The sequence below is a fragment of the Nocardia sp. NPDC005825 genome, from assembly GCF_040630175.1.
In the GTDB taxonomy this organism is placed as follows: Bacteria; Actinomycetota; Actinomycetes; order Mycobacteriales; family Mycobacteriaceae; genus Nocardia.
Window position 1 is genome coordinate 48313 of the sequence record NZ_JBEXXC010000004.1, and the last position, 17045, is coordinate 65357.

The following is a 17045-nucleotide window of genomic DNA, read 5'->3' on the forward strand; positions in this document are numbered from 1 at the left end:
CGCCGCTCAGGCCATCGTGAGCGAACGCGGCGAGATCAGGTCCGAGCCCTCCGGGGCGTGCGCCGGATCGGTGCCCAGCTCGATCGGGCGATTGCGTTCGTCGACGAAAACCACGTGCGGAGCGTAGTTCTCGAGCTCCTTCGCGTCCATCATGCCGTAGGCGATGAGGATCACCAGGTCGCCCGGGTGCACGAGATGCGCTGCCGCGCCGTTGATTCCGATCACGCCGGAACCGCGCTCACCGGCGATCACATAGGTCTCGAGGCGGGCCCCGTTGGTGATGTCGACAATGCTGACCTTCTCGCCCTCGAGCAGGTCTGCCGCATCGAGCAGGTCCTGGTCCACGGTCACCGAACCCACATAGTGCAGATCGGCGTGAGTCACCGTGGCGCGGTGGATCTTCGACGTCATCATGGTGCGCAACATCGTCGTCGCCTTCCTAGAGAGATGCCTGGGCAGGCTGGTCGGGAACCGAGGGCAGGCCGTCGAGCCGCTTGCCCACCGGGACATGCATGTTGTCGATCAGACGGGTGCTGCCGATCCGGGCCGCGATCAGCAGCCGGGCATTGCCGGTCGGCCACTGCTCGGAGAAATCGGACCCGCGCAGGGCCAGGTAGTCGACATCGATCGCGGGCGCGGTGTCCAGCACCGACCGGGCGGCGGCCAGCACGGCCTCCGGACCCTTGCCCGCCGCGTGCCGACCAGCGAGCAGCGCGGCCGACAGGGTGGTGGCCAGCTCGCGCTCCTCCGGGTCCAGGTAGCGGTTGCGCGAGGACAGCGCCAGACCGTCGGCCTCCCGAATCGTGGCCGCGGGCACCACCTTCACGTCCATGTTCAGATCCACCACCATCTGGCGGATCAGGGACAGCTGCTGGTAGTCCTTCTCACCGAAGAACGCCTCGTGCGGCTGACAGATATTGATCAGCTTCGACACCACGGTCAGCACACCGGAGAAGTGGCCCGGCCGGGTCGAGCCCTCGAGGATGTCGCCGTACGGACCGGCCTGCACGGTGGTGCGGGGACCGAACGGGTACATGTCCTGCGCGCTCGGCGCGAAGACCAGCTCCACACCCTCACCACGCAGCAGCTCCACATCCGCGTCCAGGGTGCGCGGGTATTTGTCGAGATCCTCGTTCGCGCCGAACTGCAGCGGATTCACGAAGATCGACACGATCACGGTGGTGTTGGTGACCCTCGCCAGCCGCACCAGCTCCAGATGGCCCTCGTGCAGCGCGCCCATGGTCGGCACCAGCGCGACCCGACGGCCCACCGAACGCAACGCCTTCACGACCTTGGTCATCACGGCCGGATCGTGGTGCACGGTCAGCTCGCCGCGCTTGTACGTTCCGATCAGCTTGGGGTCCATCAGTGTCCTTCCAACAGATCGATGAGAGCGGGATTGGTGCGGGCGCGCTCGGCCGCACGCAGCGACTGGGCCCGGTAGCCGGCGGCCAGGCGCGGATCCAGCGCCTCGAAAGCCTCCAGGTGCGCGGCCACCGCGGCCACGTCACCGCGGGCGACAGGACCGGTCAACGCGGCCGGGCCGCGCCGCAGGGCATTGTCGAGAGCCGCCGAGGCCAGCGGCGCGAGCACGCGCTCGGCCAGGCCGTTCGGCTGATCGTCCACGATCTGCTGACCCAGCAGACCCGGACCGGACAGGGCCGCGCGCAGCGCCTCCACCGCATCCACGATCAGGGTCACCAGATGGTTGCTGCCATGCGCGAGAGCCGCGTGGTAGAGGGTGCGGTTCTCCTCCGCCACCCGCACCGGCTCGCCGCCCATCTCGATCACCAGCGACTGCGCGATGGCGTAGCCGATGTCGTCCGCGGCGGTCACGCCGAAGCAGGCGTTCGCCAGCCGGGCCACATCCTCGTCGTGCCCCGTGAAGGTCATGGCCGGGTGGATCGCCAACGGCAACGCGCCCAGCTCGGTCAGCGGCGCGAGCAGTCCGACACCGTTCGCACCCGAGGTGTGCACCACGATCGTGCCTGGACGCACCGCGTGCGCGGCCGCCAAACCCGCGACCAGACCGGGCAACTCGCTGTCCGGAACGGCGAGAACCAGCAGTTCACTGCGGGCCGCCACCTCCTCGGCCGGCAGGATGCGGGAATCCGGCAGGCGCGTGGTGGCACGCCGCACCGAGGCGTCCGAAATCGCGGACACCCCGAAAACGACATGGCCGGCACGCTCCAGTGCCACACCCAGTGCTGAGCCGACGCGTCCCGCCGAGACGATTCCCACCGTCAACCGTGCAGGCGCAGGATCGGTCCCGCAGACATCCTTGTCCGAGGTCACTTCGTCCTCTCGAAAGTCGTTCCAGTCCCGCCATGCGGGTACCGGACGTTACGAGAGCGAGAATATCGCCGCCGATTCGCCAGAGCTACCCAGTGTGGGATAGGCAACTCTCGCGACGGCTAGTTGCTGCTCTCCGACTTCAGGTTCGCCATGATCTCGGCGACCGAGAGGCGCTGGGTGCCTTCGGGGTCGGCGCTGTCGTCGCGGCGCCGGCGGCGGGAGGTGGCGCGGCCGACGGGGACCGCGGCGGCGGGCTCGGGGACCAGGCGCGGGACCGGGGCGGCGGCGCCGCCGTTGCCGTTCTCGGTGGCATGGCCGTTGGTGGCGGGTTCGGGCTCCGGAGTCTCGACGGTGGCGGCCGGGGCCTCCGGCTCGGCGGCCGGGGGTTCGGGGGTCGGGTCGGCGGCGCGTTCGGCCTCGTAGTCCTGACGCATGGCGTCGGTGATGATCGAGGTTTCGGCGGTGACCGGGTCGTCGAAGGGGGTGGCGAAGGCCGGGGGCTCGGGGTGGGAGGGGTCGAATTTGGGGGCGATGCGGGCGCGCGGGTCGTCCTCGTCCTCGGCCTGATCGGGGGACGACCACGGGTCCCAGGGGTCCGCGTTCGGCCAGTTATCGTTCGCCGCTTCCGGAGCCGTCACCGTGTCGCCACCCGGAAGTTCTTGGACCCGAACGGCATCGGCGCGCAGGGCGGGGCGCTCGGAGGGCAGATCGCCGTCGAAGAGGCGCTGCAGGCTCTCGCGCAGGACCGTCAGTTCGGCGCGCAGCGCGGCCATTTCCGCGGCGTCCGCGCCGACCTCGTGGCGGACCCGGGTCTCCACGCCCAGCTCGTATTCGCGGCGGGCAGCAACCTCGCGTTCCAGCTGCAGTTGGTAGACCTTCTGGAGGTCGCCCACTTTCGCCTTGTCGACGGCCGCCTCCCTGCGATAACGGGTGGCCGCCAGGGCGCCGATGGCGGCGGCCCAGAGCGCCGCGACCAGGCCCACCCGGATCAGGTGGAGGTTGTCACTGAAGACCAGGAAAACGCTGGCAACCAGTCCGAGGAGAAGCAGAAAGCCGGTGAAGAACTTTCCCGCATCCTCCCGGCGGCGACGGGAAGCACTGCTACGGGAGGGTGAAACCATGTCAGCCAGCGTAGCGTGATCTTCCGGGCACGTCCCCAACCTTGACGATGATCAGCATCATTACGTTAGCTACGAAGTAGCTGCCTCATCGGGCGGCTCGATGGGCGCGCGACAGCAATACTCCAGCCACAACGCCGCCGCGACCAGCGCGATACCGCTGACCAGACCCACCACCGTGCCCGGCGTATCCGCGGTCGCCGCACGCAGATCCGAATGCATGGCCAGCCACACCAGGAAACCGAGCCAGATCCCGCCCACCAGCGAGCCCACCTGCGCCGACGCCTTGGCCAGCGCCACCGCCCGGGCCGCCGTGATCGGATGCAGCTGCCCCGAACCGGGACCGATCCCGTGATTGTCCTTGCGCTGCCGAATCACGAACGCCAGCACCACCTCCAGCAGCGCCACCGGCAGCAGCGACGCGCCCGAGAACACCGAGATCGGCGGGAAGCTGGAGTACGCCACATTGGTGGCGATCCACGCCACCACCGCGGCCAGCAGGACATTCGCGCACAGATCGAGAATGCGAGTCGGCTTCACCGCGGCGCCCAGCCCAACGTCAACTCGGTGCGGCGCACGCCCAGCACCTCGGCGCCGTCCAAGGCGGACAGCCACTCGCGCAGCGAGCGCAGCGCCCCGGCCGCCTCCAGCTCCGCGTCCGGCTCCACCTCGAGCCACGGCACCAGCACGAACGCGCGGTGATGCGCCTGCGGGTGCGGCAGCGTCAGCACCGGATCCAGACTGCGCACCACGGTCCGGCCGTCGCGGCGGCGCTGCTCGGCGGACACCACGTCCACGTCGAGAGTGCGCGCGCCCCAGCGGACTTCCCGGACCCGGCCCGCCGCCTGCTCCAGCTCCTGCCCGAGGCGTAGCCAGTCCGAGGGCTCCAACGCCGGATCGTCGGCCACCAGAACGGCATTCAGGTAGTCCTGCTGCGGCACCCCGCCCCAGGGCGGCGTCGAGTACACCGACGAGACCGCCACCAGGCGCGGGCCCAGCGCCTCCACGACACTGCGCAGATGCGCCAGCCGGTCGCCGAGATTGGATCCGATGGACAGGACTACGCGGGTCACCGCTACTCCTCCGCTCCCTCAGGGTCTGCTGCGCGTCGGCGGGACGTGACTACACGGACGTCTTCGAAGGTATGCGGAATCGGCGCGAAAGGCTTGTGCAGCACCACTTCCAGCGCCTGGATGCGGGAATCGGCCATCACCTCGTCGGCGATGTTCGAGACCACCGTCTCGATCAGATCCTTCGGCTCGCCCGCCACGATGGCCACCACCTGCTCGGCGAGCTCGCCGTAGTGGATGGTGTCGGCGATGTCGTCGGATTTCGCGGCGGCCGAGAAGTCGGTCCACAGCGTGAGATCGACGACGAACTCCTGGCCGTCGCGCTTCTCGAAATCGAACACCCCGTGGTGGCCGAAGACGCGCAGGCCGCGCAATTCGATCCGGTCCCCGCTCACTGCCGCTGCCCCGCTTCCCGCCGATACCGCTCCCGCAGCCGCCGCGCGGCCCGGGTGGTGGCGTCCACCACCGAGATCGCGTCGAGCGACGACCGCACGTCGTGCACCCGCACGCCCCACGCCCCGTGCTCGGCGGCCAGCGCCGAGATCGTGGCCGTGGCCACCTCGCGGCCGTCGGGCGGACGCGGGGTCTCGCCCTCGGCCAGCAGCGCGCCGAGGAAACGCTTGCGGGAGGCCCCGATCAGGATCGGGATCCCGGCGTCCATCATCTCGGTCATGCGATAGAACAAGCCGCCCAGCAACTCCCAGTTGTGGTCGGCGTTCTTGGCGAAGCCCAGGCCCGGATCCAGCACCAGCTGCTCCCGGCCGACGCCGCCGGCGAGCGCGAACTCGACCTGCGCGTTGAGCTCCTCCCACACCTTCGACACCACGTCGTCGTATTGCTCGGCGGGCCCGGCGTGCCGGTAGTCCGCCTCGGCGCGCCAGTGCATGAGGATCCACGGAATCCCGGACTCCGCGACCACTTTCACCATGTTCGGGTCGGCGCGACCGCCGGAGACGTCGTTGACCATGGTCACGCCCGCCGCGATCGCGGCGGCGGCCACATCGGCCCGCATGGTGTCCACGCTGGTCGGCACCCCGGCCGCGGCCAGCTCCCGGATCACCGGAACCACCCGCGCCGCTTCGGTTTCCGGATCGACCCGGATCGCGCCCGGCCGCGTCGACTCACCGCCGACATCGACGATGTCCGCGCCCATCTCGTACAGCTCGAGCCCGTGCGCGACCGCCAACCCCGGATCCAGATAGCGACCGCCGTCGGAGAACGAATCGCTGGTGACGTTCACGACGCCCATGACCACGCACGAGCGGCCCCCACGAGGAACAACCAGTCCGGCCCCCCGCGTACCGCTCTCGGCCATGGTCAGCACCCTCACTTTCGGAGAATGAGGTCCAGGGCCTCGGCGCGCGAGGAGGCATTGCTCTGCAGCATGCCGCGCACGGCCGAGGTGGTGGTGGACGCGCCCGGCTTGCGGATGCCGCGCATCGCCATGCACAGGTGCTCGGCCTCGATCACCACGATCGCGCCGCGCGGATCCAGCTTCTCCATCACCGCGTCGGCGATCTGGGAGGTGAGCCGCTCCTGCACCTGCGGGCGCTTGGCGTAGAGGTCGACCAGGCGGGCCAGCTTGGACAGACCGGTCACCCGGCCGTGCGGGCCGGGGATGTAGCCGACGTGTGCGACGCCGTGGAACGCCACCAGGTGGTGTTCACAGGTCGAGTACATGGGGATGTCGCGCACCAGCACCAGTTCCTGGTGCCCTTCCTCGAACGTCGTGTTGAGGACGTCGGACGGATCGGTGAACAAGCCCGCGAACATCTCGCGGTAGGCCCGGGCCACCCGGGCCGGGGTATCGGCGAGACCGGGACGGTCCGGGTCCTCGCCGACCGCGATCAGCAGTTCGCGGACAGCGGCCTCGGCACGCTCCTGATCGAACGGCCGACCGGTGTCGAGCGCGATCGGGCCGGATACGACACGATTGTTGGTGGCCGACAATCGACACCTCCTGTGTTGACTTGCCGCACATACAGACGCGGCCTGGACGCGGTCGCCGTGCCACTCGGGCGAGTTCCTTCGCGTGGGCAATCGCCCCGCGAACGAACTCGCCCGAGCCGGGCCGCGAACCCCTAGAGCGTATCGGGACCGCGGTCAGCGACGACCGTTCGGTCCGTCCCAACCGTTCTTCTCGTCCTCGTCATTCCCGGCGGCGGGCGGCGCGGCCGGGGCCTCCGGCTGCTGATAGCCCGGCTGGTACTGACCGCCCGGCTGATACCGCTGGTTACCCGCGGGCGCCCAGCCGCCGTACGCGCCGCGCGGCTGCGGGGACTGACTCTCGTCCTCCTGCGGCGGCCAGCCCGGCGCGGACCAGCCGGCCGGAGCGCCGTAGTCCGGACGCGAACCGTGCGTGGGCGTGCCGTGCCGCGGGTAGGCCGGAGCCTGCGGCGCCGCCGGGTAGCCCTGCGGCGCGGGAGCCGGATAGCCACCGCCGTACTGCGGCTGCGCCCCGGCGTAGGCCGGATCCGGGTACCCGTTGGCGGGCTGCGCCGCCGGGCGCGACTCCTCCTCCGGGAACGGCTCACCGCGTTCGGCGGCCAGCTCGCGCGGCGTCTTCACCGGCGGGCGGTCGGACGGCTTGCGCTCGCCGAAATCGTTGAAAGCCGTGATGCGCGGCCGCTTCTCGACGGTGGCGAGAATGGTCTCGAGGTCCTTGCGGTGCAGGGTCTCGCGTTCCAGCAGCGCGGTGGCCAGCGAGTCCAGCTCGTCGCGGTAGTCGTTGAGCACCGACCAGGCCTCGGTGTGCGCGGCCTCGATGAGGTTGCGCACCTCCTCGTCGATCTCGCGAGCCACCTCGTGCGAGTAGTCCGAATTCGTGCCCATGGACCGGCCCAGGAACGGGTCACCCTGGTCCTGGCCGTAGCGGACCGCGCCCAGGCGGGCGCTCATGCCGTACTCGGTGACCATGGCCTTCGCGGTCTTGGTGGCCTGGTCGATATCGGACGAGGCGCCCGTGGTCGGCTCGTGGAACACCAGTTCCTCGGCCGCGCGACCGCCCATGGCGAACACCAGGCGGGCGATCATCTCCGAGCGGGTCATCAGGCCCTTGTCGTCCTCGGGCACGGTCATGGCGTGGCCGCCGGTGCGGCCGCGGGCCAGGATGGTGACCTTGTAGACGGGCTCGATGTCGGGCATCGCCCAGGCGGCCAGGGTGTGACCGGCCTCGTGGTAGGCGGTGATCTTCTTCTCGTGCTCGCTGATCACCCGCGACTTGCGGCGGGGACCGCCGATGACGCGGTCGACCGACTCCTCCAGTGCCGCACCGGTGATCACGGTGCCGTGCACGCGCGCGGTGAGCAGCGCGGCCTCGTTGATGACGTTCGCCAGATCCGCGCCCGACATGCCGACCGTGCGCTTGGCCAGACCGTCCAGGTCGGCTTCCGGCGAGATCGGCTTGCCCTTGGAGTGCACGGCCAGGATCGCGCGCCGGCCCTTCAGGTCCGGGTTGCCGACCGGGATCTGCCGGTCGAAACGGCCCGGGCGCAGCAGCGCCGGGTCCAGGATGTCGGGCCGGTTGGTGGCCGCCATGATGATGACGCCGGTGCGCTCACCGAAGCCGTCCATCTCGACCAGCAACTGGTTCAGGGTCTGCTCGCGCTCGTCGTGACCGCCGCCCAGGCCCGCGCCGCGCTGGCGGCCGACCGCGTCGATCTCGTCGACGAAGATGATGCAGGGGCTGTTCTGCTTGGCCTGATCGAACAGGTCGCGCACGCGGGAGGCGCCGACACCGACGAACATCTCGACGAAGTCCGAACCGGAGATGGTGAAGAACGGGACGCCCGCCTCACCGGCAACGGCCTTGGCCAGCAACGTCTTTCCGGTGCCGGGCGGGCCGTAGAGCAGCACGCCCTTGGGGATCTTCGCGCCCAGCGCCTGGTACCGCGCCGGGTTCTGCAGGAAGTCCTTGATCTCCTCGAGCTCTTCGATGGCCTCGTCGGCGCCCGCCACATCCTGGAACGTGGTCTTGGGCATGTCCTTCGACAGCAGCTTGGCCTTCGACTTGCCGAAGCCCATCATGCCGCCGCGGCCGCCGCCCTGCATGCGCGACATCACGAAGATGAACAGGCCAAGCAGGATCACCATGGGCAGCATGAAGAGCAGGATCTGGCTCAGCCACGAGTCCTGCTTGACCGAGGTGTTCACCTTGGCGCCGGAATCCTGCGCGGCCTTGAACATCTGCGCGGACACCTCACCGCCGCCCGGATACTTGGCGAGCAGCTTGGTCTCGCCCTTGGTCGCGTCGGTGGGATTCTTCAGCGTGATGCGCAGCTGCTGTTCTTTGTCGTCGATCTGAACCGATTCGACATTCTGCTTGTCCTGCAGCTGGGACAGCGCCACCGAAGTATCGACGCTATGCCAGCCGCGCGTGTCGTTGCTGAAATAGCTGACCAACCAGATCACGAGCAGAAAGCCCGCGACTATGGCCAGGTTGCGGAACACATTCTTGCGGGTCATAGAGCGTCGGCCGGAGGCCAGTCCTTTCCGGGGGGTGTATCCGGTTGCCTGCTGTGCTTTCGGGGCACGCCCGTTCCGGCGAACGGATGCGGACATGCCACGGTACCGCGTACGGTCTAGTCGTTACATCGCGCAGTTCGGCAGCTAGTGCAGTTCAACAGGTAAACGGCTGGAGAACGCGGGTGGTTCCCCGACCACTTGCGGCAACACGTCGGTTCGATCACCCCCTGGTGTCGGACCTCGTGGTCACAATCATGGCATGGTCGTTACATCGTGAGTGGCGACACAACAGAGCGCAGGGGGTATGGACATAGTCGAGCTACGGACACCCACGGCGATTGTGCGTCATGGCAACGGGCGGTTGACGGTGCTGCGACCTGGAACGGACGGCGAGCGCGTGCTCGACGTGCCGGTGAGCGACCTGCTGAAGGTGCGTTTGAACCGGCGCGCCGATGACGCCGTCGTCATCGAGATCTATCTCCGCTACCCCACCCCGGTCCTGACCGGAGTCCCCGCCGACCGGACCCCGCTGCCGGTGCTCATCGCCGAACACGATGTGCCCGCCGCGACCGTCATCGTCGAGCGGATCAACAACCAGATCCTGGCCACCCAGCGGCTGGACGTGGCCGCCCCCGATCTGACCCCGCCCGCGCCCTCCTGGGGTCGCGGTGGGCCCGCCCGCGCCGACGTGGATCGCGCGGTGCGGCGCATGGCCCCCAAGCGGGACGCCAAGCCCGCGATCGCGGCCTTGCAGCGCTTCGTCACGCCCGGCGAGTACGTGCTGGAGACCGCCCTGGTCACCGCGCAGGCGCCCGCGCCCAAGGCCACCGGCCTGCTCGCGGTCACCACCACGCGGCTGATCTTCGTGGCGCTCGGCTCGGGCAAGCGTTTCGCCCACGAACTGCCGATCGCGACCCTGTTGTGGGCTCGCACCACCGACGACGAGGACGCGGCGGACTCGGCGCCGGGCGAATACGGTTTCGAGGTCAGTGACGGCAATCTGATCTGGAATTTCCTCGGCACCGATCGCGCCGACACCGATCGGGTCGCGGGCGCGTTGAATTTCGCCATTCAGCGCGAGGTCGCCGACGGTGCGGCCGGGCCGGCCGATCCCGGCGTGGCGAAGCTGTACTCGGAGTGGGAATTGCTGGTCGAGCGGCATTCGCTCGGCATGGTCGACGACGCGCAGTTCCAGCGCTACGGCCGCGGAATTCTGCGGTCCCTGCCGGACTGATCGACACGGCCGGAACCGGGACGCGGGTTTGGGGGCGAATGGCCCCCGAACCGGGGAGTTATTCGTCCGGCTGCAATGTGATGCGCCGCCACGGGCTGGTCGGCCGCATCCACAGGCGTAGCAATTCCATGCGCCGGTCCACGCCGCCGGATTTCAGTTCCGCGAGGTCCTCGCAGGCCTGCCAGTAGGTCCACCCGGCCAGGTAGGCGTCGCCGAATTGCCGCCAGTTGCGGTATTTGCGCTGGGCCGGGGGCAGGGCCCGCATGAGGTAATCCCAGGCGACGTCGGCGTCGAGGTAGCCGGCGGTGTAGGCCATGCGAGCGACAGCCACCACGCGGGCCAGATCCCAGGCCTGGATATCGGTGGGCAGCGGGCGGACCAGGTGATCGGTGAGACCGAGTTTGATGGCCTGCGACCAGATGTCGTAATCACGGACCAGGGCTTCGGGATTCTCCATGCCGCGGAAGGATCCGACCTGGCGTAGGAAGGCGCGATGACGATCCGCGCGTTCGCCGAAGCGGTCCCGTTCAGGGGAGTTGATGGCCGCCATGACGAGTGGATGCACGAGCGCGTAGAGCGGGCCGTGCATGCCGTCGAGCAGTTGTTCCATCGAGGCCATGGCCTCGGTGCCGTCGGTGATGCCCCAGGCGCCGGTGAGGGTGTCGATGGCAAGTTCGCGGCGATCACCCAGGGGGTGGTCGCGTTCGGGTCCGAGCAGCAGCGCGTCGTGGAAGGCGTCCCAGCGCGCCGAATAGAAGCCGCCGAGCGCGAGTGCGCGCAGTTCGTCGTCCGAGACCTGCGCACCGGACCAATGATCGTCTTCGCGCTGGTCCAGCTCCGGATAGGGAAATGTGGTCAGCGTGGGTACGTCGCGGGCGGGCATAACCCGATTGTTCCCCATCGATCTTGGAGTGGCCGCCTATTCGCCGATCGCGTCTGCCACACCCGTCGCGGCGGGTGCGAATAATCGGCAAACCATTCGGTCCGTAATTTCGGCGGACCCGGCACGACACAGTCACGCAATTGTCTGAATCTTGCCCTGTCACAGCGGGTAATCCGCCGCTAACCTCTGGGGGCATGAGTGGGAACATCACCCTGCTGCGCGGGCTCACACCGGCCGCCACCGAGCAGGAAATCTATGCCGCCGCACAGGAATACGTGCGGAAAGTCGGCGGGGTGTCGGGATTGACAACGACTACCAAGACCGCGGTGGACAAGGCGGTCGCCGCGATCGCCGCCGCCACCACCCAATTGCTGGCCGAATTACCGGAACGCCGGGCCTCGGAGGGCGAACCGCCCACCCGTCGCCGGGCCGCCCGGGAGGCCGTCGCGGAGGAGGCGAGCTGAGGCTCGCCGATTCACACGCCGTACACCGCCACGCAGTCGAGCGCGATCTCCAGCCGAGGTCCGCGCTGGTCGAGTGAGTGACCGAGTAGTTCTTCTATGCGCTGAATGCGGTATCGCACCGTGTTCTTGTGCACGCCGAGCGTTTTCGCGGCCGCGTCGGGGCTGCGCCGGGCTCGGAGATAGGCATGCAAGGTTTCGCGCAATCGCGCCGACTGCGGGTCGGGCGCGGCGAGTGCGCCCAGTTCCCGTTCGATGAGCGACCGCATCGCGGCCTCGTCGGTTCCCGCCAGATAGGCGACCTCCACCTCCGAGTAGTGCAGCACCCGCGGCGTACCCGGCCGGGCCCGTTCGGCGACCTGCCGGGCCGCGACCGCCTCGCGGTGGCTGGCCCGGAATCCGGCGGTGTGCGCGGCGGGCACGCCGACCGCCACGCGCACGGGGGCGTCCACCGACCACACCGGATCGTCCGGCCCGGGAATCGCCGGGCCGGACACCCCGTCGCCGTCCACGCCGATCCAGGCCCACAGCGCGGTAGCGCCGGAGGGCACGGTGAGCAGGCTGCCGTTGCCGAGCGTGCCCGCGAATCGGGCCACGATCCGGTCGAGCCGGCCCACCGCCTCGCCGCTGCCGTCGGACGGCAACGGCGCGGCATCCTCGTCGGTCCACACCACCAGCGCCAGATGCCGTTGGCCGAGCCGGTATCCGAGCCGGGCGGACGCGCTCTCGGTGTCCACGTCGGCCCCGTCGAGCAGGCTGCGCACGATCTCGGCGCGCTGGGTGAGGGCGGCGCGCAGACCGCGTTCGCGTTCGGCCATGTAGGTGTCGGTGAGGGTTTCGACCGAGGTGCTGACCCAGCGCGTGGTGCGATCGAAAAGCCGTAGCAGCAGCGATCTTTCGATATCGCGCGGCAGCTGCCGCTGTTCGAGCACCTCGGTCATGTAGTCGATGCAGGCTTCCTGGCCGAGGTGGTAGACGCGCAGCAACAGGCGCACGTCGTAGCCGCGGCGGGCGACGGTCCGGGCGAAGGCGTGGGCTTCCTCGGGGACCGGGTAGTCGAAGCGGTCCTGGGTGAGGCCGCTGAGCACGGCGACGGCGTGGGCGCGGCTGCTGGCGGCCAGGTCGCGGCGCATATCGCGGTCACGCAGTTCGGGGATGCGGGCGATGATCGCGTTGTCGAGGCGGGTGACGACCTGTTCGAGGGTTTCGGCGGGCAGGGTCTCGGCGACGAAATCGGCGATCCATTGCCGGATCTCGGCGCTGTTCAGCGTCGTCGTCACGGGGCACCTCCGGGGTTTGTACTCCGAGCACAAAACCGACCGGAACTATTGACCCGATTGGCCAAGCATGGGCTCGCGAAATTGTGTCACGATCATAGTCCGGTGAGCTGGCACACAGTTCGCCATCGCAACGTAGCGCATGGGGAGAGGCACATCGTGACCAATACCGAACCCGCCGCGGGCACCGCTCGCAAGACCGGGACCCGCAAGGCAGCCGCGACCGCGACCAAGGCCGCCCCGCGGCCCGAGACCCCGAAGCCGGCCACCGAGCTCGAGGTCCGCAACCCCGCGACCGGGGCGCTCGCCGGGACGGTCCCGATCGACTCGGCCGACACCGTCGCGGCCAAGGTCCGCGAACTGCGCGCCCACCAGCCCGCCTGGGAGGCCCTCGGCCCCGACGGCCGCAAGGAGTGGCTGCTAAAGCTCCAGGACTGGCTGGTCGACAACACCGACCATCTGGCCGACGTGCTGCAGTCCGAGACCGGCAAGGCCCGCGTGGACTCGCTCATCGACCCGGCCTTCTCGGTCGACCTCACCGGCTACTACGCCCGCCGCGCCGCGAAATTCCTGGCCGACGAACACCCGTCGCCGCACAGCCCGCTGGCCCGGGTCAAGCAGCTGACCACCGTCTTCCGCCCGTACCCGGTGGTCGGCGTGATCACCCCGTGGAACTTCCCGCTGGCCATGCCGGTCATCGATGTCATCCCGGCGCTGGCCGCCGGCGCGGCGGTCATCCTCAAGCCCTCCGAGGTGACCCCGCTCTCGGCCGTCGAACTGGCGCGCGGCTGGCGTGAGATCGGCGCGCCCCCGGTGTTCGAGGTCGTCACCGGCGCGGGCGAGACCGGCGCGGCCGTGGTCGGCACTGCCGACTACATCCAGTTCACCGGTTCCACCGCCACCGGCCGCAAGATCGCCGCGGCCTGCACCGAGCGGATGATCCCGTTCAGCCTGGAGCTCGGCGGCAAGGACCCGGCCATCGTGCTGGCCGACGCCGACCTGGACCGGGCGGCGCACGGCATCGCCTTCGGCGGGCTGTTCAACGCCGGGCAGGTGTGCATCTCGGTGGAGCGCGTGTACGTGGAAGCCGCTGTGTACGACGAGTTCCTGGCGAAGCTGACCGCCGCGGTCAAGGAGGTCCGCCAGGGCGTGGACGGCCGCAAGCCGCAGTACGACATGGGCGCGCTGGCCAACGAGAACCAGGCCCAGATCGTGCAGCGGCACGTCGAGGAAGCCGTCAAGGCGGGTGCGCGAATCACCACCGGCGGCAAGCGGACCGGCGTCGGCACCCTGTTCGAGCCGACCGTTCTCGCCGACGTGGACCACACCATGACCTGTATGACCGAGGAGACCTTCGGCCCCACCCTGCCGGTCATGAAGGTCGCCAACGAGGCGGAAGCCATTCGGCTGGCCAATGATTCGATCTACGGCCTGTCCGCGTCGGTGTGGTCGGGCGACAACGATCGCGCGGAACGCGTTGCGCGCCAGCTGAACGCGGGCGCGGTCAATATCAACGACGTGTTCGCCAATATGTTCAGCTTCGCGCTGCCCATGGGCGGCTGGGGCCTGTCCGGCACCGGCGCGCGCTGGGGCGGCCCCAACGGCGTGCGCAAGTACTGCCGCCAGCAGGCCATCACCAAGCCGATCCTGCCCACCATGACCAAGGAACCGCTGTGGTTCCCGTACTCGCCGCCCAAGCTGATGTTCGCCATGAGCGCCATGCGCGCCGCGGGCACCCGCGGGCTGCGGCGCCTGAACGTGCCCGCCATCGTCAAGACCGTGCGGGGGCTGTGATGACCGACTTCGGAACCATCGCCGGCAAGGTCGTGGTGATCACCGGCGGCGCGCGCGGCATCGGCCTGGCCACCGCCACCGCCCTGCAGGCCCTCGGCGCGAAGATCGCCATCGGCGACATCGACGAGACCACCGTCAAGGAGTCCGGCGCGGCACGGGATTTCGACGTCTACGACAAACTGGACGTCACCGACCAGCAGTCCTTCGAGGGCTTCCTCGACGAGGTGGAACGCCGGCTCGGCCCGATCGACGTGCTGATCAACAATGCCGGGATCATGCCCACCGGACGCGTGGTGGACGAACCGGACCAGATCACCCGCCGCATCCTCGACATCAATGTGTACGGCGTGATCCTCGGCTCCAAGCTGGGCATCGCCCGCATGCTGCCGCGCGGGCGCGGGCACGTCATCAATATCGCGTCGCTGGCGGGCGAGAGCCACATTCCCGGACTGGCCACCTACAACGCCAGCAAGCACGCGGTGCTCGGCTTCACCGACACCCTGCGCGAGGAGTACCGGGGCACCGGGCTCGAGTTCTCCTCGGTGCTGCCCACGCTCACCAAAACCGAACTGGGCTCCGGGGTTTCACTGCCCAAGCTGATGCGCGCCGCCGAACCGGAGGAGATCGCGGACGCCATCGCCAAGCTGATCGTGGCGCCCAAGGCGAAGGCGCGGGTCACCGCGGTGGCGGGGATCATCGCACAGGCCGTGGGGCTACTGCCGCAGTTCGTGGGTGACGCCATCGGGCGGGCGCTGGGCTCGCAGACCGCCTTCCTCGACGACGTGGACGGCGACGCGCGCAAGGCCTACGAGCATCGGGTGCGCGACTAGCTCGCCGTAGGGTCGGCGGCATGGGAAGCAGGAGTGCGGTTTTCGCCGGATTGTCGACATTGGATCTCGCCTATGCCGTCGACCGGTATCCCGCCGAGGACTCCAAGACCCAGGCCGCCGACCTGTTCCTGGGCGCGGGCGGACCCGCCGCCAATGCGGCGGTCGCCTACGCGTTCCTGTCCGGCGCACACCCCACGCTGGTCACCGCGCTGGGGAAACACCCACTGGCGGAACTGATCCGGGGTGAGCTGCGGCAGCACGGCGTCACCACCGTGGACCTCACCCCGGACGGCGATCAGCAACCGCCGGTGTCCTCGATCATCGTCGCCACGGCGGCGGCCACCCGGACCATCGTGTCGCTGGACGGCTCGCGGATCCATCCGGGACTCGACGACTCGACCGCGGAGACGGTCGCGGACGCATCGCTGCTGCTGGTGGACGGCCACTACCCCGACCATGCCGTGCGACTCGCGACCGCGGCTCGGGCGGCGGGGGTGCCCGTGGTCCTCGATGCCGGACGCTGGCGGCCGGTGCATGCCGAACTGCTGCCGATCGTGGATATCGCGATCTGCTCGAGTGCCTTCACTCCGCCTGGAGTAGCGGCGGATTCGGCGGATGAGGTGTTCGACCACCTGCACGCGGTGGGCCCGGCGCTGGTGGCGGTCACCGGGGGCGGCGGCCCGATCCGCTATTCGACGCCGGGCGGCCGCGGCGAGATCCGGGTTCCCGTCGAACCCGCGATCGACACGCTCGGGGCGGGCGACATCCTGCACGGCGCGTTCTGCCACTTCCACGAACGCGGCGCCGACTTCCCGGCCGCACTGCGCGAGGCTGCCGTCGTGGCCGGCGCCTCCTGCCGCTACGTCGGCACCCGGGAATGGATGCGGCACTTCGATACTCGACCGGCGCGGTGACCGCTCAGTCGATGCGGTAGCCGCGTCCCGCTTTCCGGAGCACCAGATCGGCTCGGCCGCGGGTGGATTCGACCAGGACGGCATTGCGCAGGTCGCTGTTCATCACCTTGTCGCGGGCGGCCGCGGGGGTGCGGCCGCCGCGAATATGTCGGCGCAGCAGGCGTTGTTCGATGATCGGGCGCGGCACGTCCAGGTACCAGGCCTCGTCGAGCTGCGGGCGGACGGCGGCCCAGCCCGGGTGGGAACGGTCGTCGAGGAGCAGGTAGTTGCCCTCGGTGACGACGATCGTGTGGTGGTCGAAGACGACGCCGCCGGGCACCGGTTCGTGCAGGTCGCGGTCGTAGGTGGGCCAGGGCACCGGGGTGCCGGGCGTGGCGTCGCGGAGCGTTCGGAGCAGCGCCGCATAGCCTTCGGCGTCGAAGGTCTCCGGTTCGCCCTTGCGGTCCAGGATTCCGGCGGCGCGCAGCCGGTCGTTGGTGAGGTGGAAGCCGTCCATGGGCGCGACTTCGGCGACGGCGGTCCCGGCGGCCAGGTTCAGTTCGTCGCGGATGCCGCGGGCGAGGGTGGATTTGCCCGCCCCGGGCGGGCCCGCGATACCCAGCAGAAACCGACCGGAATGACCTTCAGCACGCCGGCGGACACGCGCCGCCAACTCCGCCAAGGAGGTTTCGACACTGCCACGTATCGCCACCCCACGAGCCTACG

18 protein-coding genes are annotated in these 17045 nt (G+C 69.4%); 5 read left to right on the forward strand and 13 right to left on the reverse strand.

The genetic code is table 11. The features are described 5' to 3' along the window. Window positions 1-6: 6 nt before the first annotated feature. From panD to ftsH, 10 genes are all read right to left on the reverse strand, one after another. Complete coding sequence (gene panD, locus ABZ382_RS12480; RefSeq protein ID WP_357087483.1) at window positions 7-426, reverse strand: aspartate 1-decarboxylase; 420 nt, start codon at window positions 424-426, stop codon at window positions 7-9. 13 nt (window positions 427-439) lie between these two features. Beyond that, window positions 440-1366, reverse strand: a complete 927-nt coding sequence (gene panC / locus ABZ382_RS12485; RefSeq protein ID WP_357087486.1) for a pantoate--beta-alanine ligase — start codon at window positions 1364-1366, stop codon at window positions 440-442. Next, entirely contained in the window at window positions 1366-2295 is a 930-nt protein-coding gene (locus tag ABZ382_RS12490) for a DUF2520 domain-containing protein (RefSeq protein WP_357087488.1), read from the reverse strand. Before ABZ382_RS12490 ends, panC begins: the two co-directional genes overlap by 1 nt. Window positions 2296-2414: 119 nt before the next feature. Next, window positions 2415-3416 (reverse strand): DUF6779 domain-containing protein, encoded by a 1002-nt coding sequence (locus tag ABZ382_RS12495; protein ID WP_357087491.1) that lies wholly within the window; start codon window positions 3414-3416, stop codon window positions 2415-2417. 69 nt (window positions 3417-3485) lie between these two features. Continuing rightward, entirely contained in the window at window positions 3486-3953 is a 468-nt protein-coding gene (locus ABZ382_RS12500; RefSeq protein WP_357087494.1) for a DUF3180 domain-containing protein, read from the reverse strand. Beyond that, window positions 3950-4486, reverse strand: coding sequence for a 2-amino-4-hydroxy-6-hydroxymethyldihydropteridine diphosphokinase (gene folK, locus ABZ382_RS12505; RefSeq protein ID WP_357087497.1), 537 nt, complete (start codon window positions 4484-4486; stop codon window positions 3950-3952). Before folK ends, ABZ382_RS12500 begins: the two co-directional genes overlap by 4 nt. A gap of 2 nt (window positions 4487-4488) precedes the next feature. Further along, the gene (folB, locus tag ABZ382_RS12510; RefSeq protein WP_357087499.1) at window positions 4489-4878 is read right to left on the reverse strand and encodes a dihydroneopterin aldolase; all 390 of its coding nucleotides are present in this window, start codon (window positions 4876-4878) and stop codon (window positions 4489-4491) included. Next, window positions 4875-5798 (reverse strand): dihydropteroate synthase, encoded by a 924-nt coding sequence (folP, locus tag ABZ382_RS12515; protein ID WP_357087501.1) that lies wholly within the window; start codon window positions 5796-5798, stop codon window positions 4875-4877. The genes folB and folP overlap by 4 nt, the downstream gene beginning before the upstream one ends. Before the next feature lie 11 nt (window positions 5799-5809). Next, the gene (gene folE, locus ABZ382_RS12520; protein ID WP_357087503.1) at window positions 5810-6433 is read right to left on the reverse strand and encodes a GTP cyclohydrolase I FolE; all 624 of its coding nucleotides are present in this window, start codon (window positions 6431-6433) and stop codon (window positions 5810-5812) included. A gap of 153 nt (window positions 6434-6586) precedes the next feature. Further along, the gene (gene ftsH, locus ABZ382_RS12525; RefSeq protein WP_357087506.1) at window positions 6587-8947 is read right to left on the reverse strand and encodes an ATP-dependent zinc metalloprotease FtsH; all 2361 of its coding nucleotides are present in this window, start codon (window positions 8945-8947) and stop codon (window positions 6587-6589) included. Window positions 8948-9314: 367 nt separating this feature from the next. Here ftsH and ABZ382_RS12530 point away from each other — a divergent pair, with 367 nt between their 5' ends. Then, complete coding sequence (locus ABZ382_RS12530) at window positions 9315-10181, forward strand: hypothetical protein (protein WP_357087508.1); 867 nt, start codon at window positions 9315-9317, stop codon at window positions 10179-10181. A 58-nt stretch (window positions 10182-10239) separates the two neighbouring features. Here the strand turns inward: ABZ382_RS12530 and ABZ382_RS12535 are convergent, their stop codons facing one another. Beyond that, entirely contained in the window at window positions 10240-11064 is an 825-nt protein-coding gene (locus ABZ382_RS12535) for a DUF1266 domain-containing protein (protein ID WP_357087511.1), read from the reverse strand. A gap of 194 nt (window positions 11065-11258) precedes the next feature. Between ABZ382_RS12535 and ABZ382_RS12540 the strand changes: the two genes are divergently transcribed. After that, window positions 11259-11528, forward strand: a complete 270-nt coding sequence (locus ABZ382_RS12540) for a DUF2277 family protein (protein ID WP_213559021.1) — start codon at window positions 11259-11261, stop codon at window positions 11526-11528. Window positions 11529-11539: 11 nt separating this feature from the next. Here ABZ382_RS12540 and ABZ382_RS12545 read toward each other — a convergent pair whose 3' ends face one another. Further along, window positions 11540-12805: a helix-turn-helix domain-containing protein gene (locus ABZ382_RS12545; RefSeq protein WP_357087514.1), complete on the reverse strand. Its 1266-nt coding sequence runs from the start codon at window positions 12803-12805 to the stop codon at window positions 11540-11542. Window positions 12806-12961: 156 nt separating this feature from the next. Here ABZ382_RS12545 and ABZ382_RS12550 point away from each other — a divergent pair, with 156 nt between their 5' ends. The 3 genes from ABZ382_RS12550 to ABZ382_RS12560 are packed head-to-tail and all read left to right on the forward strand — an operon-like array spanning window position 12962 to window position 16340. Further along, window positions 12962-14596: an aldehyde dehydrogenase family protein gene (locus tag ABZ382_RS12550; RefSeq protein ID WP_357087517.1), complete on the forward strand. Its 1635-nt coding sequence runs from the start codon at window positions 12962-12964 to the stop codon at window positions 14594-14596. Then, window positions 14596-15426 carry an SDR family oxidoreductase gene (locus ABZ382_RS12555; protein WP_357087520.1) on the forward strand — a complete coding sequence of 277 codons (831 nt, stop codon included), beginning with the start codon at window positions 14596-14598 and terminating at the stop codon, window positions 15424-15426. Before ABZ382_RS12550 ends, ABZ382_RS12555 begins: the two co-directional genes overlap by 1 nt. 20 nt (window positions 15427-15446) lie before the next feature. Continuing rightward, window positions 15447-16340 carry a PfkB family carbohydrate kinase gene (locus tag ABZ382_RS12560; RefSeq protein WP_357087522.1) on the forward strand — a complete coding sequence of 298 codons (894 nt, stop codon included), beginning with the start codon at window positions 15447-15449 and terminating at the stop codon, window positions 16338-16340. A gap of 4 nt (window positions 16341-16344) precedes the next feature. On the opposite strand, the gene ABZ382_RS12565 is transcribed toward ABZ382_RS12560, so the two are convergent. Continuing rightward, window positions 16345-17031 carry a nucleoside/nucleotide kinase family protein gene (locus tag ABZ382_RS12565; RefSeq protein ID WP_357087524.1) on the reverse strand — a complete coding sequence of 229 codons (687 nt, stop codon included), beginning with the start codon at window positions 17029-17031 and terminating at the stop codon, window positions 16345-16347. Between the last annotated feature and the right edge of the window lie 14 nt (window positions 17032-17045).

What these genes read in the sequence shown, in the direction of transcription:
- panD (WP_357087483.1), bottom strand. Translation starts at nt 426, where the DNA reads ATGTTGCGCACCATGATGACGTCGAAGATCCACCGCGCCACGGTGACT.
- panC (WP_357087486.1), bottom strand. Translation starts at nt 1,366, where the DNA reads ATGGACCCCAAGCTGATCGGAACGTACAAGCGCGGCGAGCTGACCGTG.
- ABZ382_RS12495 (WP_357087491.1), bottom strand. Translation starts at nt 3,416, where the DNA reads ATGGTTTCACCCTCCCGTAGCAGTGCTTCCCGTCGCCGCCGGGAGGAT.
- folP (WP_357087501.1), bottom strand. Translation starts at nt 5,798, where the DNA reads ATGGCCGAGAGCGGTACGCGGGGGGCCGGACTGGTTGTTCCTCGTGGG.
- ftsH (WP_357087506.1), bottom strand. Translation starts at nt 8,947, where the DNA reads ATGACCCGCAAGAATGTGTTCCGCAACCTGGCCATAGTCGCGGGCTTT.
- ABZ382_RS12535 (WP_357087511.1), bottom strand. Translation starts at nt 11,064, where the DNA reads ATGCCCGCCCGCGACGTACCCACGCTGACCACATTTCCCTATCCGGAG.
- ABZ382_RS12540 (WP_213559021.1), top strand. Translation starts at nt 11,259, where the DNA reads ATGAGTGGGAACATCACCCTGCTGCGCGGGCTCACACCGGCCGCCACC.
- ABZ382_RS12555 (WP_357087520.1), top strand. Translation starts at nt 14,596, where the DNA reads ATGACCGACTTCGGAACCATCGCCGGCAAGGTCGTGGTGATCACCGGC.
- ABZ382_RS12560 (WP_357087522.1), top strand. Translation starts at nt 15,447, where the DNA reads ATGGGAAGCAGGAGTGCGGTTTTCGCCGGATTGTCGACATTGGATCTC.